Raw genomic sequence first — 22,468 nt, forward strand, 5'->3', positions numbered from 1 at the left:
TCCTGGCCCGCGGCCGCGACCGCGGGCCAGGCACTGCTGGCTAGTTGTAGGTGGTGATGCCATCCAGCAGCAGGTACGCGCTGCTGCGGTTGGTCATGGTGATGGTGTGCGGGCCGGAAGCCAGTCCTCGGGCGGAATAGATGACCTGCTGAACCGCACGAGTGGCGGCATAACCACTGATCTGCTGCGCGGTTCCACCGTCGATCACGACCTCGGCGGCACCCTGGTCGGAGTTCTTCGCTGAGAGAACGTCGATTCCCGTGCCGTAGAAGGTGAACGACGCAGAGTCGCCGTTGGTCGCGGTGGCGTGGACATCACCGGACAGGTCGCCCAAGGCCCGGGTCGGGGAGTATCTCCAGCCGGATCCGTTGTAGACGATGCCGGAATAGCTGTCATTGACGGTCTTGACGGGCGGAATGGTGGTGTAGGTCTTGAACGCGTCGATCAACAGGTACGAGGCGCTCGTGTTCACGACCTTCACCGTGTGGGTGCCGAACGGCAGACCGGCCACGCTGTACACCGGGACCTGGGCCGATCGGCTGGCCGCGTTGTTGTTGATGCTCTGGACGAGTTGGCGGTCGAGGTAGATGTCGGCGGTGCCTTCGTCGCTGTTCTTCTCGGTGAGCAGGTCGATGCCGGTGCCGGTGAAGGTCACCGTCGCCGCGTCGCCGTTGGTCTGGGTGGCGTGGACGTCGTCGCCGACATCGCCAAGGCCCCGGTTGGGGTAGTGCTGCCATCCGGCGCCGGAGTATGTGACGGCAGCGGCGTTGTCGTTGATCGTGGTCGGGGCCTGCTGGTTGAGGTAGACCACGACCGGGACACCGGCCGGCACGGTGACGCTGATGGTGCCGGAGTCGACGGAGACGGGGATGTCGCCGCGATGATCGCCGTACAGCGCGGAAGCCCCAATCGCGGCGGGATTCACGCCGGACGGCAGCGGGTAGGTCAGTGTCTGTGCGGTGCGGGAGTAGAAGGCGATCCGGGTGCTGTCCATCGGCACGGTCACGCTGTAGTTGTTCATGATCTTGATGCCGTTGTAGACAGCGGAGAACGTGTTGCTCTGGTAGTTGATCGCGATCGACGCGGTGTTGCCGGAGCGGTCCGACAGCGTTTCGTTGACCGAGTTGCCGTCGGCGCCGCGGGTGAAGGTGTCGATGTCGAGTTTGGACAGCAGCATCCACGGCCGGTGATCCAGGTAGTAGGCGTCGGTGATGTCCTGGTCGGTGGTACCGGACGTGATCCAGCCTGCCGACCGGTTGCTGTTGAGCAGCATCACCTTCGGGTCGACGTCCAGAGCCATGCGCGGCATGGTGCCGTTGTACTTCCCGCCGTAGATCTGAGTGTGGCGCAGCACCGTGGCCATGAATGGCACCTCGGTAGCGAAGCCACCGACCCAGCCGCCGCCTTCCGGCCCGTCGACGTTCATCGCCATTTTGCCAAGGAACGGGTATCGCGCGAGCTCACCGTTGACGGCGATGCCGTGTTTGGCGTACTCATCGAGGATCTTGTACTTGCCGCCGATGAGATTGTCGACGGCGCTGGCGGGGTGGGCCGGATCCCAGTCGTTGCGCTGGGCCCACCAGGTCATGGCGTCAATGAGGGAGCCGTCGTGCAGGCCGAGGCTGGTGATGGTGCGGTCCGCGCGAGCCAGGGCACGGCCGCTGTCGACGTACTTCTTCATTCCGGAGATGTAGCTCGTATCGATTCCGTTCCAGGCGTTGAACGTCTGGAGGTTGTTGTTGATGTCGCGCGTGATGTCCGCGTCGTTTTCGCAGGCACTGGGAACTTGCGGGTTGCAGCTCCACTGGTCCTTGTACTGGTCGTCGTAGTTGTCGTCGGTGGTGAGGTTGGTGTTGTACAGGTTCGCGGCGTTGGCCTGCGCCGTCTTGAACCCGGACAGGCCGCCAAGGGCGCTGTTGATCTGGGTGTGATTGGGTTCGACGGTGTCGTGTCCGCCTTGGAAAATTCCGGCCATCTGCTGCACCTGGGGGTTGCCGTCGACCAGGTTCGAGATCCGGGCGGCCAGCCGCTGTGCTTGGTCGAACGTGTAGTTCACGGTCCCGTCGTGGCCATGCTGGCCTTCGATCATGTAGACGAATTTGTCGTCGTAGTAGTGCGATGGAATAGCCGGGGCCTGATCACGCATGGTCTTGGCCAGGTCCAGCCAGGTGACCGCGCCATCGCGGTCGTAGTCTCCGGCGAAGGTCAGCCGGGCGATCTGCGGCTGGTTGACCAGGATGTTCGGTGTGGTACTTCCACCGCGGACCCGGTACTGCGCGCCGACGCCCGCCGTGTAGTGCAGGTTCGGCGCGCTGCCGTACACCGAGGCGAACGTCTCGTCGAGGTAGCCCTGGAGTTCCAGTGAGCCTGCGGCCCCCGTGGTACCGACCGCGTCGACCGGGTAGAACGGCGAGTTGTAGGCGTTGGGGTCGGTGGAGTAGGTGGACTGAGGTTTGGTTCCACGGTTGGCGTTGGCCAGCGGACTGAGCCGGCCGCCGCCGTTGGCGTCCAGGATCCAGGGCGAGCCGCCGTCCTCCTGGCGCACCGACAGCAGGCTCGGCAGGTTCACCGCGATCAGCTGGTAGCCAGGAGTCTCGGTGACGTTCTGCATGGTGAGGGAGACGTTGGGTCCGGAGACGTCGTACTGGATCGCCAGCGATGCCGTCTTGGTGGTGCCATCACGCCAATACGTGTCGTAGAAAATCTTCACCTCGGTCGCCGACGGCGTCTCGATGTGGTTGAGCCGCAACGAGTTCGCGCCGGAGAACTCGTTGTTGGCGCCGTCGCGGGAGACCGCGCTGAGCTGGTAGGTGCTGCCGCCGGTCAGGTCACTTCCGCGCAGCCATCCGTTCGGCGCCATGGACAGGTTGTACTGGGCGGGGAGGCCGCTGGTGGTGTCGAACTGCACCTGGACCTGTGCCGAGCTGATCGAGGGACCAGCCGCCAAGGCCGGTGCCGCCGCAGCAAGCGTGCCTGCGATCAGTCCAGCGGCCACGGCCGACGGGACTATACGGGCGATGAAACGTCGTCGTCTCATGGCGCTTCCTCCTGGGACAGGGTGATCTTCTTGTGGGCGCCCAGACGGAAGTCATGGAAGCCCATGCACCGGACCCGTCGGCGAACCGGCCGGACTGGCGTCACATTGGGGGGGACTGCTCGACATTCAGTCTTTGATCGCTCCACTGGTGAGCCCGCTGGTGATGAAGCGCTGGCCGAAGACGACGAGCAGGACGGCGGGCAGCGCGAGGAGGACGAGGCTGGCGCTGTAGCGGGCGGAATCGACCGGGGAAGCCGACAGTGCATTGTGGAACGTCGCCACGGCCTGGGCGGCCGTGGTCATCTCGGGATGGGTGTTGAACACGGTCGGCCACAGGAAATCCTGAAGAGACCACATGAAACACATCACGAACAGGTTCACGATCGCGGGCCGGGCGATCGGGACGAAGATCCTGGTGAAGGTCTGAAGGTGCCCGGCGCCGTCGACAACCGCGGCCTCCAGCAGGGTGTCGGGCACGTTGTCGGCGTAGTTGCGCATCAGCAGGACCCCGAACGGCACGGTGAGCGCCGCCTCGGGCAGGCCGATCCCCAGGTGGGTGTTGAACAGGCCCAGCTCCTGCGTGACGTGATAGAGCGGCACCAGGATCGCGGTCCCCGGAATGGCCAGGAACAGGATGGTCGCGTAGAACAAGGTCTCCCGGCCCCGGAAGCGCAGCTTGCCGAAGGCATATCCCGCGGGCAGCGAGACACCCAAGACCACTGCGGTGTGCACGATCCCGTTGAGCACGCTGTTGAGGTACGTGCGCCAGATCGGGATGCCGCCCAGCGGATTGCTGAACAGCGACACGAAGTTCCCGAGGCCGTCGACCTTGAGCGCCTCGCGCAGCGCCGACCAGGCGGGGAACAGCCACAGCAGCGCGGTCGCCGCGAGCATCACCTGCGCGATGCGCCGGTCCCGGCGACGCCGGATCAGCAGGCCGAACCCACCGCGTGCGCTCATCGGGACGCTCCCCTCTTCGTCCTGGTGACCAGGACCTGAACCACCGACACGAGCATTGCCACGATGAGGACGAGCACGGAGGCAGCCGAGGCGTAACCGATCGTGGATCCGGCGGAGGTGACAAAGCGGTAGGTGTAGGTGCCGACGATCTCTGTGGTGTTGTCCGGGCCGCCGCCGGTGGACAGCAGCACCACCTCGAAAGCCCGGAACGAGCCGAGCAGGAGGGCCAACGTCACAGTGATGTGGGTGCTGCGCATCATGGGGTGGATGACGTTGCGCATGATGAGCAGCGGGCCTGCCCCGTCCAGCACGGCCGCCTCCAGCACATCGGTGCGTAGTGCGGCGAGGTCGGCCGTGTAGTACATGATCGGCAGCCCGATCAGGTACGCGAGCAGGCCGATGACCGCGAGGAACGCCCAGCCCGAATCGGTCAGCCAGTGCTCGGTCAGCCCATCCAGCCCGATGGCGCGCAGTCCTTGGTTGAGCGCGCCGTCCTGGTATTGCAGCATCCGGCTGAACACGGTCGCGACGAGTGCGATCGGCGTGAGCGCCGGGACCAGGAAGATCGCGTAGTACAGCCGCCTCCCGCCAATCCCGGACGCGAGCAGGACCGCGATGGCAAACGCCACGGTCAGCGAGACCGCGATGCTGGCTGCGGCGAACAGCAGGTTGTTGCGGATGGCGGTGAGGAAGGCCGGATCGGTCAGCAGCAACCGATAGTTCTTCCAGCCGACGGCGACGGCGTTGGAGAAACCGATCGACACCTTGGTGAAGCTGGTGCCGATCAGGAACCAGAAACTGTAGGCGAAGTACAGCGCGTAGACCAGGAAGAGCGGGGCGAGGAACAGGACGGCGGTCCGCCCCTCGCCCGGCAGCTTTCGTCGCATCGACTGCCTTTCGGTGGATCCCGGCCGGGCGCGCACGGCAGCGGACGCGCCCGGCCGGAGGTCTGGCCGGCCCTCAGTTGAACTTGCCGCTGTCCAGGTCGTCCTGCATCTCCTTGGCGGCAGTCGCGGGATCGGAGCCGCCGATCACCTTCAGCACCTTCTTGCCGACCTCGGCGGAGAACGCGCTCATGTTGTTGCGGTCGCTGTGCGGGCTGGTCAGCAGCGCCTGGATCGTCTTGGCCCCGGCCTCCTCGTCCGCGAAACTCGGGTCGCCCGTCCGCGCGGTCCAACCCTGGACAGCCGGGAACAGACCGAGGTTCTTCGACCACAGATCGGCGCCCGCACCGGTGGTGACGTAAGCGATGAAGTCGGCGGCCTCCTTGGAGTACTTGGCCGTCTTCGGGATACCCATGGTCACGTCCAGGAAGGACCGCAGCGAGCGGGCCGACGGGTCGGAGACCGCGGGAACCGGCATGGCGCCGACACTGGTCAGCGCGATCTTGTTGGCCTTGCGGAAATCCGGGGACAACAGCGTGGAGTCCCAGGTGCCGTTGAACAGGATCGCGGCCTTGCCGGTGGCGAACTTCTCCTCGGCCCCGGCGTAGTCGACATCGATGACGTTCTTGTCCAGCCCGCCGTCGGCATAGATCTTCCGCAGGCTGGTCAGCGCCTGCTCGTAGGCCGGGGTGTCCCATTTTCCGTTGTGGTAGCGGACGTTGTTGAAGAAGTCCTTGTCGTTCTGGCCGGCCAGGGTGAGCGCGAACTCGTCCTGGAACCAGGAGTCGGCGCCCGAGGGCATGACTGCCACCGCCACGCCCGGCTTCTTGTCCTTGAGGGTCTTGGCCAGGGCGGCCATGTCGGTGAAGGTCTGCGGGGGCTGCACGCCCAGCTCCTTGAGCAGCGCGGCGTTGTAGAAGCCGACCGCCGAGCCGCTCAGACCGAACGGGACCGAGTAGAGCTGGCCATCGCTGTAGAGCTTCTTGTTCTGCTCCAGCGCCAGCGGCTGGAACTTGTTCATGGTGCCGGAGGGCATGTCCTTCTCCCAGGCGCTCACCGGCAGCAGTTGGTCCTTGATCTGCTCGGCGAACAGGCTCGGCTGCACGGCCAGAACGTCGATCTGCTCGCCGCCCTTGAGCGCCAGGGGCACCTTGGCCTTGAAGTCGGCGGCCGCCACCTCGGTGTTGGTGATCGTGACGTTGGGGTGGTCCTTGGTGTAGGCGTCGATGGCGCGCTTCATGGCCTCGCCACCGGGCGCCCCGGTCCAGGTCCACAGCTTGAGCGTGATCGGGCCGGTCGTGGACGCATCGGTGCCCGAGCCGGAGTTGGAGCAGGCGGCGGCCAGGGACATGACGACGCCGGCCGCGAGTACGGCGAACGTCATCCGGGAGATGGTCATGGCGGGATCCTTGAGGTGGACGATCGAGGGGGATCATTCATCCGATGACTTGTGACGTGAGTCGCATTTCTACCGCCACGTGGCTCCCCTGTAAAGACTCGGAGACAAGATTGGCCCGATGACTTGACACTGTCCCGAGGTGACCGCGTCAGCCGAGCTGGGCAAACGCGAGGTCTGGACGAGATTGGTCCGATGACTTACTGTTCACGGAACCGTCACAGAGGAGAGATCCGATGACTGCCCCTGGACAACCGTCGCCGACCACCAGGCCCGCCGTCTCGTGGGCGTTGGAACAGCTGCTTGGCCTGCTGGCCAGGGGCTCCTACGCCCCCGGCCAGCAGCTTCCGGTCGAACGGGACCTGGCCCTCCAGCTCGGCGTCTCCCGAGGCTCGATCCGGGAGGCGATGAGCGCACTGGCCGCCCTCGGGCTCGTCGATCCCCGGCAAGGCGCCGGCGTGTTCGTCACCGCTGTGGAGCCCGTGCAGTTGCTGTCGGGACTACGACTCGTGCTGCCCATCGCCGACGAAACCTGGCGGGCCGAGCTGCTCGACGTGCATGCCGTGCTGGAGGCGGCGGCCGCGGCCCGCTCGGCCGCGACCTCCGGGCCGGCGGAGGTCGCCCGGCTGACCAAACTCGCAGGCGAGGTAGCCGCCGCCGACACCCATGCCGATGCCGCCGAGGCCGATCGGGAGTTCCACCGAGAACTGACCCGGCACAGCGGCAACGCCATGCTCGCCGCACTGGCCGACGCCCTGTTCAGCGCATCGGCGCGGGCGGATCTCTGGCGGGCGGCCTGGGAGAAGGGGCGTGAGCATCTGCTGCTCGACCACGACATGATGGTGTCGGCGGTCGAACGCCAGGATGCCGACGGTGCTCGCGCGTGGTCGCTCGCGCATGCCGCCAGGGCCACCGCCGAGCGGCGCTCGCTCCAGCCCGTGCTCACGGCCCGCAAACAGCCACAGCGCGTCGGCGTCGAGCCCGAACCGGAGGCCCGCGAGACGCCGGCCTGGTTCCGCGATGCCAAGCTGGGCGTGATCGTCCACTGGGGACTGTATTCCGTCCCCGGCTGGGCGCCGCTGGACGAGTCGCTGGTCGACCTGCTCGTCGACGACGAGAGCGTGCCGCGCAGTCGCGACGAACTCGACCCGCTGGTCACCCATTCCTTCTCCGAGTGGTACGAGAACGGAATCTCCATCGAGGACAGTCCCACCTGGCACTACCACCGCGCCACCTACGGCGGCATGGCCTACCAGAACTTCCGCGGCCCCTTCGCGTCCGCGCTCGAAGACTGGGATCCGGCGGAATGGGCCGACCTGTTCGCCGCGGCAGGCGCCCGGTACGCCGTGCCGGTGGCCAAACACCACGACGGCTACCGCCTCTGGCCTTCCCAGGTGCCGCACCCGCACGAGTGGAACGCACCCCGGGATGTCATCGGCGAACTCGCCGACGCCGTCCGCCAACGGTCGATGCGCCTTGGCCTGTACTACTCATCGGGCATGGACTGGTCCTTCGCCAACCTCCCGGTCCGCCGGATGGCCGACACGCGCACAAGTTGCCCGCCCGGCCCCGCCTACGCCGCGTACGTCGACGCCCACTGGCGCGAGCTGATCGAGAACTACCGCCCCGATTTCCTTTGGAACGACATGGGATATCCCGGCGATCCCAGCCAGCTCGTGCAGGACTACTACGCGGCCGTGCCCGAGGGGATCATCAACGACCGGTTCTGGTCGGGTCCCTACGACGTAGCCACCCCCAACTTCGCCCGCCGCCACGAAGTCGATGCCAGGGCCTGGGAGGTCGCCCGCCCGATCGGCCTCTCCTTCGGCTGGAACCGCCAGGAAGGTCCCGAACACGCCCTGTCCGGCACCGAACTCGTCCACCTCCTCCTCGATGTCGTCAGCAAGAACGGCAACCTCCTGCTCGGCGTCTCCCCAGACGACCGAGGCCGCATCCCGAAACTCCAGCAGCGGGCGCTTCTCGAACTCGGCCGCTGGCTGGAGGTCCACGGACAGGCGGTCTACGGCACCCGTCCCTGGACCACCCCGGAATCCGCCACCCAGGACGGACTTCCAGTTCGCTTCACGACCACCACAGACGCCCTCTACGCCCATTTCCTTGGTGCGGCCGCCGGAGAAACTGTGATCACCGGCCTCCACCTTCCCGACGGCACACGGGTCACCGACCTCGCCTCCGGGGCACCCATTCGCAGCGCGCCCGGGCGGAGGGGAACCGTGCTCACCCTCCCCGCGACCGCCGACCCGGTTGCTCGGGTCGTGCGGATCAGCCCAATCCCGAGTCATTCGATGCATCAGGAATGACGATCGTGACAGAGGAATTCCCATGCGCAGCAAGAACATCGTGGCGCTGGCCAGCGCGATCGTGGCGTCCTCCCTCGCCCTGGCGGCCTGTTCCGGCTCTACCGGCGACAATGCCGGCGGCGGCCCGGTCACACTCAAAGTGATCGGTTGGAAGGGCAGCCCGGCCGAATCGGCTTACCTGAAGGACATCAACGCGGCGTTCGAAAAGTCCCACCCGAACGTCAAGATCGACTACACGTACGCGCAGGGCAACAGCTACGGCCAGAAACTCAACGCGGAGCTCCTCGGCGGGAACGCCGAGGACGTCTTCATGGCTCAGCCCTCCGATCTGCCGCGCTGGGCGAAGGCTGGATATCTGCTCAACCTGTCTGATCAGTCCTGGGCGACCGACCTGGCGGCCCCGGTCAAGTCGCTGGTGAGCGCCGGCAAGAAGGTGGTCGCCTCGCCGAGCGAGCTGGCGGGCATCGGCTTGTACAGCAACATGAAGCTGCTGAAGGCCGCGGGAATCGACAAGGCGCCCACCACCTGGTCGGAGTTCGTGGCCGACCAGCAGGCGCTGAAGAAGGCCGGGCAACCAGGGCTCGCGCTCCCGGACAAGAGCGGCTGGACCATCTACCAGGCGATCAATGCCTCCGCCGCATCCCGTGTCTTCGCGGGCAAACCGAACTGGAACGACGACCAGGCCGCCGGCAAGGCCACCTTTGTCAGCGAGGACGGCTGGAAGAAGGCCATGCAGCAGTTCGTCGACCTCGGCGACAAGGGCTTCGTCGACTACAAGGCACAGCTGGGCATCGACGAATGGTCCCAGGGCACCCAGGACTTCGCGGCCGGCAAGAGCGCGTTCCTGCTGCAAGGCTCCTGGGCCATGAGCGACCTGGCCAAGAACGGAAACCAGGTTCAGTTCACGCCATGGCCGGGTGGCGACGACGGCGGACAGCAGGCGGCCCTCACTGCGGTCGGGACCACCTGGACGATCAACGCCAAGACCAGCCACAAGGCGGAAGCCCAGGAGTACCTGAAGTTCTGGTCGAGCGCCGACGCGCTGACCCCCTACCTGACCGCCGAATCCTCGCTCTCGCCCTTCACATCGGTCCCCACGCCGAAGATCTCGGGCACGGAGACCTTCAACTCCACGGTCACGGCCGGCCGGTTCTGGGTCCTGCCGGCGGGTGGCTGGGCCAACGAAAAGGGACAGACCGCGATGGGACAAGCCGTGCAGGGGCTGTTGCTCGGGCAGTCCTCGATCGACAAAACCCTTGAGGCCTACGACACCGCGGCCAAGAGTTGACCGCCGCCGGACCGTGGCCCCGGATTACCTGGTAGCCGCGCCCCGACCGTCCCCGACGGCTACCAGGAAGGAGTCTCCGTGACCGCACCGCGAACACAAACCCGTTCCCGGACCCTGCTGCCGTTCACCCTGCCCGCGGTTGGCCTGTACGCGCTCCTGATGGTGTACCCGCTGATCAAGACCATTCCGCTCAGCCTGACCGATTCCGAGGGCGGACCGACCGCCGAGAACGTCGGACTGGCGAACTACCGCGCGATGTTGGATGACGCGACGCTGCTGTCGGCTCTGGGGAACACGCTGGTGTTCACCGTCGTCGTCGTGCTGGCACAGAGCGCGATCGGCCTCGCGCTCGCCGCGATGCTGCGTCGGTGGGGCGGCTACGGCAAGGCACTGGCCGTGGTCCTGCTTACCCCGGCCCTGCTGTCCAGCTTGATGGCCTCCTACATCTGGTCGTCGCTGTACCAGCAGGATGGCGCGATCAATTCGGTGCTGAACGCCATCGGACTCGGCAGCCTGCGTCAGGTGTGGCTCGCCGAACCCTCGACGGCGTTGTACGCGATCGCCGTGGTCCATGTCTGGATGTCCGCCGGACTCGCCGCGTCGATCTTCGCCGCCGGGTTCCGGACCATTCCCGAGGACATGCTTGAGGCCGCCAGGCTGGACGGAGCCAATCGGTGGCAGGTGTTCTGGAAGGTGGAGTGGCCGATGCTCGCCCCTTCACTGACGGTTGCCATCACCCTCAGCCTGCTCGGCTGTCTGCGCGTCCTGGAACTGCCGCTGGTCATGGCCAAGGGTGGTCCCGCGAACGCCACCAACACACTGGGATTGCAGATCTACCGGACAGTCTTCGCCAACGGCGAGGTCGGATACGGCACGGCGCTCTCGGTCCTCCTGCTGGCCGTCGTGACAATCCTGGTCACCGCGGCCAATGCCCTGCTGCGCCGCCGCGAAGGACGTCTGCTGTGACCACCATCAGCAAGATCCCCGTTGGCGCGAGCGGCCGGACCGCGTCGCGCACCGCCCGGGGTGGCTCGGCCCGGCCGAGCCGCGGCACCGGGGGCCCGCTGGCCCGGCTCGCCGGCACCGTCCTCGTCATCGGATTCGTCGTACCGTTCCTGTTCGCCTTGAGCACGTCACTGCGTAGCCCCGAGGACGTGGCCGAGCATCCACTGGCCCTACCGTTCCATCCGACCCTGTCGAACTTCTCCCGCGCCATCTCCGCCATGCAGTACCCGCGCAGCGTGCTGAACACAGTCGTCGTCACCGGCGGCAGCTGTGTCCTGGTCGTGGTGCTCGGCGCCATGGCCGGATACGCGCTCGGCCTGACGACGCTCGGCTGGTCGCGATGGGCCTACCGGGGCTTCATGCTCGGCATGGGCGTGCCGCTGTTCGTCTTCGTCGCTCCCCTGTACCTGTTGATGCGCGACCTGCACCTACTCGGCACCACCATCGGTGTCATCCTGATCTACGCCGCGATGAACCTGCCCGTCGCGGTGTTCTTCTACACCAGCTTCGTCCGCACCATTCCCGGCGAACTCGGGGAAGCCGCACAACTCGACGGAGCGGGGCGACTACGCACGTTCTTCGCCATCTACCTTCCGCTGCTCGGCCCGGTCACCGCCACGCTGCTGGTGTTCGTCACCCTCATGGTGTGGAACGACCTGATGATCCCGCTGATCTTCTTGCAGGATCCGGATCAGCGCACCCTGATGGTCAACGCCTACTCGCTGCTGGACGAACGGATCGTCCGTCCGACCGATCTCTTCCCGGCCGCGCTGCTTGGCATGGCGCCGCTGTTCGTGCTGTTCGTGTTGTTCCAGCGCCGCATGGTCGAGGGCATGAGCGGCGGAGGGGTCAAGGGATGACCCTCTGTCGTTGTCACCGACGACGATCTACCCTTCGCGGCGCGGCGAGCAGCTGAGTCGGCGAACTCATCATCGCGTGGCGCCGCGTAGTGCCCGGGGCGAAGCCCCGAAAGTCTTCCGGCACGCCTTGTTGAACGCCTGCAAATCCGGGATCCCCACCGCAGCCGCGATCGCCGCCGCCGTCAACGTCGATGCTCGCAGCAAATGCAGCGCCCGTGCCATCCGCCGCGCCGCGATGTGTCCGACCACCGTGTCCCCCACCTGCTCGCGAAACAACCGGGTCAGATGGTTGTGCGAGACCCCCGCCTTACGCGCCAACTCCGCCACCACCAGCGGCTCGGCCAGATGCTCCTCGATATGGCGCACGACAACCTCCACCGCAGGATGGCGCCACACCGCCGAAGATTCGGCCAGGTCCGACACCCGCCACAACGCGGCCCACACCAGCGCCGCCGACCGCGTCGGTGACTGCGGAAGCGACGCCACCGCATCCCGCATCAGCTCGCGCAGCACCGGTAGCGCGTCGCCGGCGTCTCGCACCAGAGGATCCCGCCGACCCGGCATCCGGAAATGCATGAACAGATGCTCCGATCGCCCCCGATAGCGGTACTCCACCGTCGTAGCGGGCGGCACCAGGCTCACCGTGCCTGGCCGGATCTGGTAGTCCACACCGTCCACCGCATATCCGGCGTGGTAGCCGTACAGATGTAGCTGCCACAGATCCGGCAGCAGGAACACCTCCCGCGCCGTGTTGATCCCATGCACGCCGACACCGGCGTGCACGACTAGCGGCGGAGCCTCCATGGTGAAAACATACCAGTATTGGTGATCCAAGCCGATCCGATATAAGGACTTACGCATCTAGCATCGTGAACCATGACCACACAGGCCTGGTTCGCCGACGCCAAGCTCGGCATCTTCGTCCATTGGGGGATTTACGCCGTGGACGGCGTAACGGAATCCTGGTCCTTCTTCAACGGCGAGGTCTCGTATGCGGACTACCTGAAGCAGCTCGACGGCTTCACTGCGGCGAAGTACGACGCCGAGGAGTGGGCCGTCCTGTTCCGGAAGGCGGGTGCGCGCTATGCCGTCCTCACCGCAAAGCACCACGACGGCGTCGCGCTCTGGGACACCGCGCTCAACGATCTGAGTGTCGTCAGGCGCACCCCTGCGGGCCGTGACCTGATCGAGCCCTACGTCGAGGCGCTGCGCCGACACGATCTCAAGGTGGGCCTGTACTTCTCTCATCTGGACTGGTCGCATCCGGACTATCCATACCGGACGCTCCAGCAGCTCAACGCCGAGCCGATCATCGAAGAGCCCGAACACTGGGAACGGTTCCTGCGCTTCCACCGAGGCCAGCTCCGCGAACTCGTCACCGGCTACTCCCCCGATCTGCTGTGGTTCGACGGCGAGTGGGAGCTCCCGCAGCCGTGGTGGCGCATGGACGAGATCCACGCCGATCTGGTGGCCATGAAGCCCGGCATGGTCTTCAACGGCAGGCTCCTCGGCCACGGTGACTACGCCACCCCCGAGCAGGGCGCGCCGACTACGCCCCCTGAGGGCCCGTGGGAATTGTGTTACACCATCAACAACTCGTGGGGATTCCAAGGACAGGACCAGGACTACAAACCACTCGCCTTCCTCGTTCAGCTGTTCGTGGAGACCATCGGTGGCGGCGGCAACCTGCTGCTGGATGTCGGCCCGCGTGAGGACGGCACGATCCCGTCCGAACAGGCCGCGCGGCTGGAGGGCCTGGGAGACTGGATCCGCCGCAACGACAACGCGGTCTACGGCACCGAACGCGGCATCCCCGCCGGCCACTTCCACGGCCCCACCACGGTATCCAGGGACCGCAGGACCCTGTACGTGTTCTGCTTCGACCCGCCCCGCGACCACATCACCATCCGCGGCCTGAAGACCCCAGTCAAGCGGATCACCGTACTGGGAACCGGGGAGACACTGGCCCACCGGCGCGTCGGCGGTTTCTCCCCGGTTCCCGGCATGCTGCTGATCGACGCCCCGGCGGCCTGCGACCGCTATGTCACCACACTCGCGGTCGAACTGGACGGCGAACTGGAGCTCTACCGCGGCCATGGCCGGGACTGAGCAGGAGATTCAGGTCCCGACGGAAACCACTTTCTTGATGCGCTGCGGTGGAATGCCAGTGCGCACGGCGAAGCCGTCGACGATCATGTACTGGCCGGTCTTCATGACGCCCTTGAGGGTGTGCACGCCCGGGGCCAGGCCGTCCTTGCTGTACACGGTCTGCTGGTAGGCGCGCGTGGCGCTGGTGGCGTCGACGGTGGTCTGTAGGACGCCGTCGACGTAGATGTCGATCTCTCCCTCGTCGCTGTACTTCTCGGTGATCAGGTCGATGCCGGTGCCGTTGAAGCGGAACGAGAACGAGTCGCCGATGGTGGTGGTCGCGTCGATGTCGTCCATGAACGAGCCTCCGCCCCCGGTGTCCTTGCCGCGCCAGCCCCAGCCTGCACCGGTGTAGGCAACGCCGGCAGTGTTGTTGTACTGCTGGGGATCGGCGGGTTTGGTGAACGTCACGGTGGTGAGTGCCTGGCTGCGCCACACGCCGGCGGTGACGGTGCTGCCCGGCGCCAGCGCCTGGTACACCGTCCAGAAGCTGTCCCGGTCGGTGACGGTGCTGTCGTTGACCGACCGGATCACGTCCAGCGTGCGCAGTCCCTGCCCATAGGCATAGGACGTGGTGGGCACGTTCTCCAAGTACAGGCCGTTGAAGTCCCCGAGGCCGACGGCGGACTGGACCGCGTTGTCGTAGACCTGCTTGACGGTCGCGCCCATCAGCGGCTCGGCCTGCGACGCGCGCGTGGGCACGACCGGCGTGTCCGGCCAGGTGACCGCCGGAGGTGCGGGTTCGCCGGGGTTTCCGGTGCCGAACCGGTCCATCGGGAAGTTCACGAATCCGAGCGTGAGCGCCGGCGAGGTGCCGGCGACCGTGTAGTCCTTCATGGCCGGTGTGCCCCACGGCGAGCCGTTGGTGAACTGCGGGCTGGCGGTGACCGAGTGAGTGTCCAGCCCGTTGGCCGCCCAGGCACCGTCCAGGCCGGTGACCGTCCCGTCGTTGTTCCAGAACACGTTGTTGTCGGCGGTGTACTTGGCGGTGGCCGGGTCGCTGACGGTGAGCTGGTAGGGCTGGCCGGTCAGGACGATGTTGCGGTTGATCGCGTCCTCGACGTCGCGGTGGGTGATCTGCTCGTAGATGCTGCCGTTGACCACGATGTTGTTGGTGACGGTCCGGTAGAAGCCGTCTCGCAGCTTGATGCCGGCGTTGAGCAACAGGTTGTTGGTCAGGACGTAGTTGCTGGAGCCGTCGTCCAGGTCGATGGCCCACTCGCTGTTGTGCCAGACCCGATTGTTGCTGATGGTGTTGGGCGAGACGACATCCAGGCGTGCATAGCTTTTCTGCTGCGCGTCGGACTGGGCGCTGGGGTTGATGTTGGGGCCGGCGATGGGCCAGAAGCGGTCCCGGCCCCACGCGTTGATCGGGCCGTGGTCGGAGGTCTCCTTCACGCAGTCGAAGATGTCGTTGGAGTCGACGAGGTTGCCGCCCCAGGTTCCGTCGTTGATGTTGACGCAGGAGCGCGGGCTGCCGTGGATGGTGTTGTGGGACACGGTGACCTGTCTGCTCATGGAGATGTTCACGCCGGCGCTCTGCTTCTCGAAGCGGCCCATGTCGGCCATGCTGTTGTCGCTGACCGTGATGTCGCGGGGGTAGTCCTCGGTCTTGGGGCCCGGGGTGAGGTCTGTGGGCGGGTTGACCATGGCGTTCCAGGTGGAACGGTCGCGGACGGCGGCGGGCGAGCCGACAACCTGGACGTCGCTGGCCCCGGAGGAAGTGAACCTGTTGCGGGTGACCACGTCGTCCTTGTTGTAGCCGTCGATGAACACGCCGTTGCCGCCGACGTTGTCGAACACCGAACCGGACACCGTGATGCGCTTGGTGTTCTTGGCGTGGATCGCGCCGGCCCGCGCGATGGCCCAGTCGCCCAGTTGCAGGCCCTCGTAGGGCGTGTCGAACAGGGTGCGGTGGGTCTGGGTGAAGGTGAACCCGTTGAAGGTCAGGTCGTGCACCGGTTGGGTGGGCGAGTGGCCTTCGACGCGGATCAGCTCGTCCAGCTCGGCGGTCTCCACCATCGCGGTGGAGAGATCGGTGCCGGCTGGCGGCTGGAGGTACAGCTTGCCGGCGGTCTTGTCGTAGAACCATTCGCCGGGGGCGTCGAGTTCCTCGAAGATGTTCTCGGCGACGACGGTGTTCGGGTCCATGCCGCTGCCCCGGTTGTTGTCGCCCACCCACTGCGTCTGCAACTGGCCGGAGCTGAAGCCGGTGATCGTGTAGTCGTTGCCGCCCCAGTGACCGTAGTGCAGGGCGCGGATGTAGCCGGTCGTAGGGTTGTTCCAGGTCTTAGCCCTGGCGTCGAGCGTGGCCATGCTCGTGGTTCCGTTAAGGACCGTCGCGGCGGGGTCGGCGTTGGGGTAGCGAGCAAGGGTCTGCTTGGTGCCATTGAGGAACAGCCCGTCGATGCTCAGGTTCTTCCCGACGTCAGCCACCTGGATGGCTCCGGAGTAGGCAGTCCACGCCGCGGTCACCTGACGTCCACCGCCGATAACGACCTTCTCCCCCGGGTAGGCCGAGTAGGTGACCGGGGCGGACGGCGTTCCGGAGTCCGCCGCGGTGAAGCGCAGCGTGGCCGCCAGGTGGTAACTGCCACCGCGAACCCACACGTGGACGGCCTTCCCCGACCTCGACGCGGCCCGAGCCGCGGCCTGCGCGCGCGCCAGTGTCAGCACCGGGCGCGCCTCCGACGATCCGCCGTTGGCATCGTTGCCGGTGGGTGCGACGTAGACATTGACCACGCGGGAGTGCACGGGCGCGCCCATAGACTCCGGCGCGGTCAATGCCAGAAGGGTGATCGACAACGCCGCCGTGAGGGGTACGGCTCCCCGGCGTCGCGCCGTGCTCAGGTTCCATCCGTGCCTCATCGGCTGCTCCCGCCGTGACACAACATCGCGATACATCCGATGTCTTAACGAGTTGGATACGCGAGCGCCATACTGCACTCTCCACAATCGCCGCGTCAACGCCAACTTTGACCGGTTTGGCGCCTCTAGGTCAGACCCACCGTCCTTCAAACATCGGAGTGCTCGCTCCGATGAGGGAGAGACCCTCGCCCGCTACGCGGGCTCCCCGCGGCCAGTTCCAAGGATCGCCGCCCCGTCCGCCAGATCGGCCACGTCCAGTGCCCACGGCCGGTGTTCTCCGGCGGCACGCGGGTCACCGGGCGGAAGTCCTACGACAGCGCCAAAAACATCTACCCGGTTACCGCGATCATCCCCAGCGGCACCGGGTCCGCCTTCTACCTTGACACCGACACGGCGGCATGGTCATGCGCAACGTCGGCGCGCTGCCTAGTACAGGCTCGCGTACCCAAGCAGACGGCGCCCGTCGCGGAGCGCAGACCTACGTATCGCTGCCGAGTAGGTCGGGTTGGGTCGCTCGGGGTGGCCGAATGGCGGGGTTTCGAGCGGCGGCGTGCCATCGCCCGGCGGTTGGGGACTGGCTGCTCAGGCGAGTGCCGCGCGGGCCAGGGCACACAGCTCAGCCCGGTCGTCGATCGCGTCCGGTGGGACGCTGCAGTAGGCGTGCACGACCACCTCGCGGCCCGCGGCGTTGTAGGTGAACGGTGTGGACCCGGCCTCCTCATAGGAGGAGCGGGCCGCGTCGTCGACGCGGAGGTAGAGGGTGTCCATCACCATCGCGAACTGGATGCCGTGGCTGCGCAGTGCCCAGCCGCCGAAGTAGCGGTGGACGGTGACCTCGCCGAGCGACGCCAGCTGATCGGCGACATGCTCGGCGAGGCTGCGGGATCCGCTCACGCGGGGAGGAAGAACCCGGTGATGTCGGCGAGTCGGCCGTCGCGGTGCAGCGCGGTGCTCACGCCCGCCATGGCGGGCTCGCCCTGCTCGCCCAGCTGGGTCCACCGTGCGAGCGACCGGTCGTGGTGCTCGAGTACTTCGTCGATGCGGAACCGGTGACCGGGGAAGGCGCCGGCGAATCCGGCCATGTAGGCGGCCAGCTCGGTTAGCCCGCCCACCTCCGTGCCCGGGTCCCGATAGGCGACGTCGTCGACCGCGACCGTGCCGAGGGCGGCGAGCCGCTCGCCGCGGTCGGCCGACCAGCACGCGGCATAGTCCGTCCAGAGCTGCTGTGAGTCGCTCATCGCTGTCCCTCTTTCTCGGAGCCGATCGACGCCATCGCGCCATCGGTGATGGTGTGCAGTTTCGTGAGGGGGGTGCCGGCCCTGACCAGCACCAGCAGGCCTTGATAGAGCGCCAGCAGGCGGGCTGCCGACTCCTCGACGTCCAGATCCGCGGACAGCAGGCCCAGGGCACGGGCGCGCGTCAGCGCGTCGGCGAAGCCGGACTCGATCGCCTCCAGCCCTCGGCGCACTCCCGCGGCGGCCTGCGGAACGGTGAAGGACTCCACGGCGGTGTTGGTGAGCAGACAGCCCGGATCGGGATCGAGGCCGGTCTCGAACGCCGAGGTGAAGAACGACCGGATGCCCGCCACAGGATCCGCCGGCTCCAGGAGATGAACCCGGACCCGGCCCCGCACCACCTGGTCGTTGTAGGCGTCCAGTGCCGCGCGGAACAGGCCGTCCTTGCTTTCGAAGACCCGGTACAGGCTGCCCGGGTGCAGCCCGGTCGCCTCCTCGATGTCCCGCAGAGAGGCCCCGAGGTAGCCGCGGCGACGGAACAGCCGCATGGCGGAGGCCAGCACCTCCGCCTGATCCCAGAGCTGCTTGCGCCCCATCGACACCTCCTTAGTTGAACGATCGCTCACAAAAATAACACACGTGCACTGCCGACCGCCCCCTCCCTCCACCCGAGCCCGTCCCGCCGGTGCGATCCTTCCGCACATCGGCGACCTGATCGGTGCGTCGCGACCAGCTCGAAACGCTGCCACATAAGGAAAACCGAGAGGATCTCCACTCGGCCGCGACCTGACCCAGCAAGATCAACATGCCGGCGCAACAGGTTCGTCCGCTATGAAGCGACCGCGCTGGTCGCTGTCCTTCGGTGAGGGGCTGAGACCAGCACGGTCCCCAACGGGCGGGATTGCTCAGCCGTCTTCCAGCACCGTCCGGATCACGTGACGAGCGTTGTCTGCCATCGCCGGATTTGTCCTCCGGTAGTACGGCAGCGCGATCAGCGCCTGCGAAAGCGTCCGCCCCCGGCCGCGGATCCACATCCCGTCATCCACGCCCAGAGCCTCGCGGAAGGCTTCCCTCCCATCGGCCGGCAGCAGATTCCACGCCGGGAACAGATCGCAGGCCGGATCGCCCACGCCCATACAGCCGAAATCGATCACTGCGGACAGGCGGTCACCGTCCACCAACAGATTGCCCGGCATCAAATCGGCATGCAGCCACACTGATGGAGCGTCCTGGCCTTGGGCCCGCAACGCGTTCTCCCACATGGCGGCCACGGCATCGCAGTCGACGTCCTCCTCCGGGATCCCGCGCAGCTGCGCGATCGCCGCCCGGGTCGGTGAGTCGAGCAAGGCGAGCTGCCCGCCGCGGTGGGCCCTCGGCGCCCCCGGCAAGTCGATGCTCCGCATCGCCGCCACGAACTCGGCCAGATCCTTGGCCAGAAGCAAGGGCTCACTGAGCGCCCCCACTTCGGGATTCTTCCCCTCCAGCCATCGATACACCGACCACGGCCACGGATAGCCATCGGCAGGCGTCCCGGCCCCGAGCACCTCTGGGATGGTTACGGGCAGCCGGGACCCGAGGCGGGGCAGCCAACGCTGTTCCATCGCCACGTCTGTGGCCCCGCCCGCCACCAACGGCAGCCTGACGACCAGGTCGTCGCCAAGCCGGTACATGGCATTGACCGTGCCGCTGGATGGCCACCTCTCCACCGCCAGCTCCGACCACTGAGGGAATTGCGCCGCGATCAGACTCCGAACGAGGTCGTCGTCGATCGGGAGCATGTCTGGATGCATCTGCCCTGCGCTCACAACACATCATCCGACCGCCAGACACCACCAGCCGTCAAACGTTTTCCCGCCAGCACACCCGCAACATGCTTCAGCCCCACAGCGCTCAATCCAACGTCGTGAATGTCGTTGTTGTGGCTGCCGGGCAGGATCCGACCGACCACCATGACCAGGTGGGTGTCCAGGGCACCTCACGGGCTCCATGAAGCCGGTATCACGAAGAAGCGTTGAGTGAGGCGAGCAGGGCCAGAGCATCGGCCGATCGGGTGCCGGGCTCGGCGTGCAGGAGCATCATCTCCAGTCCGCTGGCACCGACCACCTGGAACTTCTCGACCAGCAGCTCCACAGCACCGACCTGCGGATGCTGGATCCGGAACGCGACCTCGGCCGCGGAGCGCACATCGTGGCGGGCCCACAGCTGGCGGAACCGGTCGCTCTTGAGGGACATCTCCCCGATCAGGGCCTGTAGGCGTTCGTCGTCGGTCTCCGTGCCGACCGTGGCGCGCAGGTGGGCCACGGCGATGTCCGTGTAGTACTCCCAGTCGGCGTGGTATTCCTGAACCGCCTCGTCGGTGAAAAGCGCGCGCAGCCGGTTCGTCCCCGGCGTCAGCTCTGGGGACAGCGCCCGCGCCAGCCGGTTGGCGGCCAGGACATCGCTGTACCGATTGAAGACGAATGCGGGCACGTTGAGGATTTGGAGCAGCGTTTCGAGTCCCGAGGGGAGACGTTCGTCGGGCCAATCGGATTCGCGGCGCGGTTTCGGGCGGCGAGAGACAGCAGGTATGCAGTGCCTTCCTGGTCCAGCTGGAGTACCTGGGCGAGCGCCTCGAGTACCTGCGCCGAGGGGTTGCGGTCGCGGCCCTGTTCGAGGCGCAGGTAGTACTCGGCGCTGATGCCGGCCAGCATGGCGACCTCCTCGCGGCGCAGCCCGGTCACCCGGCGCAGCCCGTGCCCGGGCGGCAGGCCCGCATCGGCGGGGGTGACCCGTTCGCGTCGTGCACGCAGGAAGTCTCCCAGGGCATTGTTCATGAATGTCAGGCTATGTGGTCGCAAATCGATTCTGGGTGTCCCTGTCACTACCAGGAGCAAGAAGGACCTGGCAGGGCCGATTCGCGCCTGTGAACGTTGCTTGTATGACGATGCAGACGTGGTTCATCACTGGTGTCAACAGCGGGTTCGGGCGTGAGCTGGCGGAGCAGCTCCTGTCCCGCGGCGACCGGGTCGCCGGGACGGTCCGGCGGAAGGGCTCGGTCGACGATCTGCAGGCCGAGTATGGCGACCGTTTCTGGGTCGGCCACCTCGACGTCACCGACCTGCCGCGGATACGTGAGGTCATGGATGCCGCCTTCAGTGACCTCGGCCGTATCGACGTGGTCGTGATCAACGCGGGTTACGGCCTGTTCGGTGCTGCCGAAGAGTTCACCGACGAGCAGGTCGTCCACCAGATCACCACCAACCTGATCGGCTCGATCCAGACGGCGCGGGCCGCGCTGCCGCGCCTGCGCGCCCAGGGCGGCGGCCGGGTGATCCAGATTTCCTCGGTCGCCGGGCTCGCCGCACACGCCGGAGCCTCGCTTTACCACGCGAGCAAGTGGGGCGTAGAGGGCTGCATGGAAGCACTCGCCCAGGAGGTCGCCCCGTTCGGCATCGAGGTGACGCTGGTCGAGCCCGGTGGCGCCCGCACCTCCTTCAGCAGCAGCAGCCTCCAGCTCGGTGAACCGTTGGCCGCATACGACGGGACGCCGGCCGCGATGGTGCGCGTGTTCGGGCACACCCGGGTTCCGGTCCCCGGCGACCCGGTGAAAGTCGCAGCGAAGGTCATCGACAGCGCCGCGCAAAAGCCGGCCCCGATGAGGCTCGTGCTGGGCAGCGACTCCTACCAGGGAGTCACCGTCGCGCTGCGCGGCCGGCTCGCCCAGGTCGAGCCCCAGCAGGCGAGCGCGGCCGAGACCGACGCCGGCACCTGAGCACAACGGCGGCACAGCCGCCCACCATCCGCACCTGTCGACGCACCGCCGCACAACGGTGAGGCACCCCCTACCGAGTGGAGCTGAACAGCATGAACACGATCGACGCCGAGACGACATCTGGGACGGTCAGAGGAGAACTGCGTGGCGGGATCGCCGCGTTCAAGGGCATCCCCTATGCGGAACCACCCTTCGGCGCCAACGAGTTCAAGCCGCCCGTGCCGCGCGCCCCCTGGGAAGGCGTATGCGAGTGCACCGCCTACGGGCCGGGCGGGCCCCAGCCGTCCTCGCCCATCTTCGGCGGCCTGAGCACAAGCGACGACTTCCTGTCGGTCAACGTGTGGGCGCCGGAGGGCGCAGCCGGCCTGCCGGTGATGTTCTGGATCCACGGCGGCGGCTTCCTCATGGGCTCGAACGCCGACTCCGGCTCGGACGGGAACACTTTCGCCCGCGACGGAGTGGTGCTCGTCAGCTGCAACTACCGGCTCGGCGCATTCGGGTTCCTCCACGCCGGGCACCTGGACGACGCCTACGCCACCGCGTCGGGGGCCTACGGAGTGGCCGACCAGATCGCCGCCCTGCACTGGACCCGCGAAAACATCGTGGGCCTTCGCCCGGATCAGCGGACTGATCACCAGGACCGAGCCGCCGAAGCTGTTCCTGACCATGAGCCGCCAGCGCACACTCTTCCAGGGCTGGCTGCGTTTCGCCGGCC

At 66.8% G+C, this 22,468-nt stretch carries 20 protein-coding genes; 7 read left to right on the forward strand and 13 right to left on the reverse strand.

All coding sequences use genetic code 11. The features are described from left to right. Positions 1 to 40: 40 nt before the first annotated feature. The 4 genes from F0L68_RS19955 to F0L68_RS19970 form a co-directional block, all read right to left on the reverse strand. Positions 41 to 3,037, reverse strand: a complete 2,997-nt coding sequence (locus tag F0L68_RS19955; RefSeq protein ID WP_149851135.1) for a glycoside hydrolase family protein — start codon at positions 3,035 to 3,037, stop codon at positions 41 to 43. A 126-nt stretch (positions 3,038 to 3,163) separates the two neighbouring features. Further along, complete coding sequence (locus tag F0L68_RS19960) at positions 3,164 to 3,931, reverse strand: carbohydrate ABC transporter permease (protein WP_223198961.1); 768 nt, start codon at positions 3,929 to 3,931, stop codon at positions 3,164 to 3,166. 62 nt (positions 3,932 to 3,993) lie between these two features. Further along, a complete protein-coding gene (locus F0L68_RS19965; protein ID WP_149851137.1) occupies positions 3,994 to 4,884 on the reverse strand; it encodes a carbohydrate ABC transporter permease in 891 nt (296 codons plus the stop codon). Positions 4,885 to 4,957: 73 nt separating this feature from the next. Beyond that, on the reverse strand, positions 4,958 to 6,280 hold the full coding sequence (locus tag F0L68_RS19970; protein ID WP_149851138.1) for an ABC transporter substrate-binding protein: 1,323 nt from the start codon (positions 6,278 to 6,280) through the stop codon (positions 4,958 to 4,960). Positions 6,281 to 6,513: 233 nt separating this feature from the next. Here F0L68_RS19970 and F0L68_RS19975 point away from each other — a divergent pair, with 233 nt between their 5' ends. The 4 genes from F0L68_RS19975 (at position 6,514) to F0L68_RS19990 (ending at position 11,751) form a co-directional block, all read left to right on the forward strand. Beyond that, positions 6,514 to 8,598, forward strand: a complete 2,085-nt coding sequence (locus F0L68_RS19975; RefSeq protein WP_149851139.1) for an alpha-L-fucosidase — start codon at positions 6,514 to 6,516, stop codon at positions 8,596 to 8,598. Positions 8,599 to 8,620: 22 nt separating this feature from the next. Beyond that, a complete protein-coding gene (locus F0L68_RS19980) occupies positions 8,621 to 9,886 on the forward strand; it encodes an ABC transporter substrate-binding protein (RefSeq protein WP_149851140.1) in 1,266 nt (421 codons plus the stop codon). Between the two features lie 78 nt (positions 9,887 to 9,964). Beyond that, entirely contained in the window at positions 9,965 to 10,852 is an 888-nt protein-coding gene (locus tag F0L68_RS19985; RefSeq protein ID WP_223198962.1) for a carbohydrate ABC transporter permease, read from the forward strand. After that, complete coding sequence (locus tag F0L68_RS19990) at positions 10,849 to 11,751, forward strand: carbohydrate ABC transporter permease (protein WP_149851141.1); 903 nt, start codon at positions 10,849 to 10,851, stop codon at positions 11,749 to 11,751. The genes F0L68_RS19985 and F0L68_RS19990 overlap by 4 nt, the downstream gene beginning before the upstream one ends. Before the next feature lie 69 nt (positions 11,752 to 11,820). Here the strand turns inward: F0L68_RS19990 and F0L68_RS19995 are convergent, their stop codons facing one another. Further along, positions 11,821 to 12,612, reverse strand: coding sequence for an AraC family transcriptional regulator (locus tag F0L68_RS19995; protein WP_223198963.1), 792 nt, complete (start codon positions 12,610 to 12,612; stop codon positions 11,821 to 11,823). Between the two features lie 15 nt (positions 12,613 to 12,627). On the opposite strand from F0L68_RS19995, the gene F0L68_RS20000 reads away from it, so the two are divergent. Then, positions 12,628 to 13,860 (forward strand): alpha-L-fucosidase, encoded by a 1,233-nt coding sequence (locus F0L68_RS20000; RefSeq protein ID WP_149851142.1) that lies wholly within the window; start codon positions 12,628 to 12,630, stop codon positions 13,858 to 13,860. Positions 13,861 to 13,869: 9 nt separating this feature from the next. Here F0L68_RS20000 and F0L68_RS20005 read toward each other — a convergent pair whose 3' ends face one another. The 8 genes from F0L68_RS20005 to F0L68_RS43610 form a co-directional block, all read right to left on the reverse strand. Then, positions 13,870 to 16,683 (reverse strand): right-handed parallel beta-helix repeat-containing protein, encoded by a 2,814-nt coding sequence (locus F0L68_RS20005; protein ID WP_223198964.1) that lies wholly within the window; start codon positions 16,681 to 16,683, stop codon positions 13,870 to 13,872. Positions 16,684 to 17,349: 666 nt separating this feature from the next. Then, positions 17,350 to 17,661 (reverse strand): TfoX/Sxy family protein, encoded by a 312-nt coding sequence (locus F0L68_RS20010; RefSeq protein WP_149851144.1) that lies wholly within the window; start codon positions 17,659 to 17,661, stop codon positions 17,350 to 17,352. After that, a complete protein-coding gene (locus F0L68_RS20015) occupies positions 17,658 to 18,005 on the reverse strand; it encodes a nuclear transport factor 2 family protein (protein WP_149851145.1) in 348 nt (115 codons plus the stop codon). Before F0L68_RS20015 ends, F0L68_RS20010 begins: the two co-directional genes overlap by 4 nt. Further along, positions 18,002 to 18,598 carry a TetR/AcrR family transcriptional regulator gene (locus F0L68_RS20020; protein ID WP_149851146.1) on the reverse strand — a complete coding sequence of 199 codons (597 nt, stop codon included), beginning with the start codon at positions 18,596 to 18,598 and terminating at the stop codon, positions 18,002 to 18,004. Before F0L68_RS20020 ends, F0L68_RS20015 begins: the two co-directional genes overlap by 4 nt. Positions 18,599 to 18,907: 309 nt before the next feature. Then, complete coding sequence (locus F0L68_RS20025; RefSeq protein WP_223198965.1) at positions 18,908 to 19,780, reverse strand: aminoglycoside phosphotransferase family protein; 873 nt, start codon at positions 19,778 to 19,780, stop codon at positions 18,908 to 18,910. A gap of 23 nt (positions 19,781 to 19,803) precedes the next feature. Next, complete coding sequence (locus F0L68_RS42485) at positions 19,804 to 19,953, reverse strand: hypothetical protein (RefSeq protein WP_188316691.1); 150 nt, start codon at positions 19,951 to 19,953, stop codon at positions 19,804 to 19,806. 47 nt (positions 19,954 to 20,000) lie between these two features. After that, positions 20,001 to 20,471, reverse strand: coding sequence for an MmyB family transcriptional regulator (locus tag F0L68_RS43605; protein WP_240542989.1), 471 nt, complete (start codon positions 20,469 to 20,471; stop codon positions 20,001 to 20,003). Further along, a complete protein-coding gene (locus F0L68_RS43610) occupies positions 20,393 to 20,815 on the reverse strand; it encodes a helix-turn-helix domain-containing protein (RefSeq protein WP_223198966.1) in 423 nt (140 codons plus the stop codon). The genes F0L68_RS43605 and F0L68_RS43610 overlap by 79 nt, the downstream gene beginning before the upstream one ends. Positions 20,816 to 20,919: 104 nt before the next feature. Between F0L68_RS43610 and F0L68_RS20035 the strand changes: the two genes are divergently transcribed. Together F0L68_RS20035 and F0L68_RS20040 are read left to right on the forward strand one after the other, a co-directional pair. Further along, positions 20,920 to 21,753, forward strand: a complete 834-nt coding sequence (locus F0L68_RS20035) for an SDR family oxidoreductase (protein WP_149851147.1) — start codon at positions 20,920 to 20,922, stop codon at positions 21,751 to 21,753. A 92-nt stretch (positions 21,754 to 21,845) separates the two neighbouring features. Continuing rightward, positions 21,846 to 22,468, forward strand: a 623-nt coding sequence (locus tag F0L68_RS20040) for a carboxylesterase family protein (RefSeq protein WP_149851148.1), incomplete at its 3' end; no start/stop codon positions are given.

This window comes from Solihabitans fulvus, assembly GCF_008386585.1.
In the GTDB taxonomy this organism is placed as follows: Bacteria; Actinomycetota; Actinomycetes; order Mycobacteriales; family Pseudonocardiaceae; genus Solihabitans; species Solihabitans fulvus.

Excerpts from the sequence above, each read along its gene's own strand:
- F0L68_RS19980 (WP_149851140.1), top strand. The coding sequence starts at position 8,621 with ATGCGCAGCAAGAACATCGTGGCGCTGGCCAGCGCGATCGTGGCGTCC.
- F0L68_RS19970 (WP_149851138.1), bottom strand. The coding sequence starts at position 6,280 with ATGACCATCTCCCGGATGACGTTCGCCGTACTCGCGGCCGGCGTCGTC.
- F0L68_RS19955 (WP_149851135.1), bottom strand. The coding sequence starts at position 3,037 with ATGAGACGACGACGTTTCATCGCCCGTATAGTCCCGTCGGCCGTGGCC.
- F0L68_RS20015 (WP_149851145.1), bottom strand. The coding sequence starts at position 18,005 with ATGAGCGACTCACAGCAGCTCTGGACGGACTATGCCGCGTGCTGGTCG.
- F0L68_RS19995 (WP_223198963.1), bottom strand. The coding sequence starts at position 12,612 with ATGCGTAAGTCCTTATATCGGATCGGCTTGGATCACCAATACTGGTAT.
- F0L68_RS19975 (WP_149851139.1), top strand. The coding sequence starts at position 6,514 with ATGACTGCCCCTGGACAACCGTCGCCGACCACCAGGCCCGCCGTCTCG.
- F0L68_RS43610 (WP_223198966.1), bottom strand. The coding sequence starts at position 20,815 with ATGAACAATGCCCTGGGAGACTTCCTGCGTGCACGACGCGAACGGGTC.
- F0L68_RS19965 (WP_149851137.1), bottom strand. The coding sequence starts at position 4,884 with ATGCGACGAAAGCTGCCGGGCGAGGGGCGGACCGCCGTCCTGTTCCTC.
- F0L68_RS42485 (WP_188316691.1), bottom strand. The coding sequence starts at position 19,953 with ATGGTGGTCGGTCGGATCCTGCCCGGCAGCCACAACAACGACATTCAC.
- F0L68_RS19960 (WP_223198961.1), bottom strand. The coding sequence starts at position 3,931 with ATGCTCGCGGCGACCGCGCTGCTGTGGCTGTTCCCCGCCTGGTCGGCG.
- F0L68_RS20025 (WP_223198965.1), bottom strand. The coding sequence starts at position 19,780 with ATGCTCCCGATCGACGACGACCTCGTTCGGAGTCTGATCGCGGCGCAA.
- F0L68_RS20000 (WP_149851142.1), top strand. The coding sequence starts at position 12,628 with ATGACCACACAGGCCTGGTTCGCCGACGCCAAGCTCGGCATCTTCGTC.
- F0L68_RS20035 (WP_149851147.1), top strand. The coding sequence starts at position 20,920 with ATGACGATGCAGACGTGGTTCATCACTGGTGTCAACAGCGGGTTCGGG.
- F0L68_RS20020 (WP_149851146.1), bottom strand. The coding sequence starts at position 18,598 with ATGGGGCGCAAGCAGCTCTGGGATCAGGCGGAGGTGCTGGCCTCCGCC.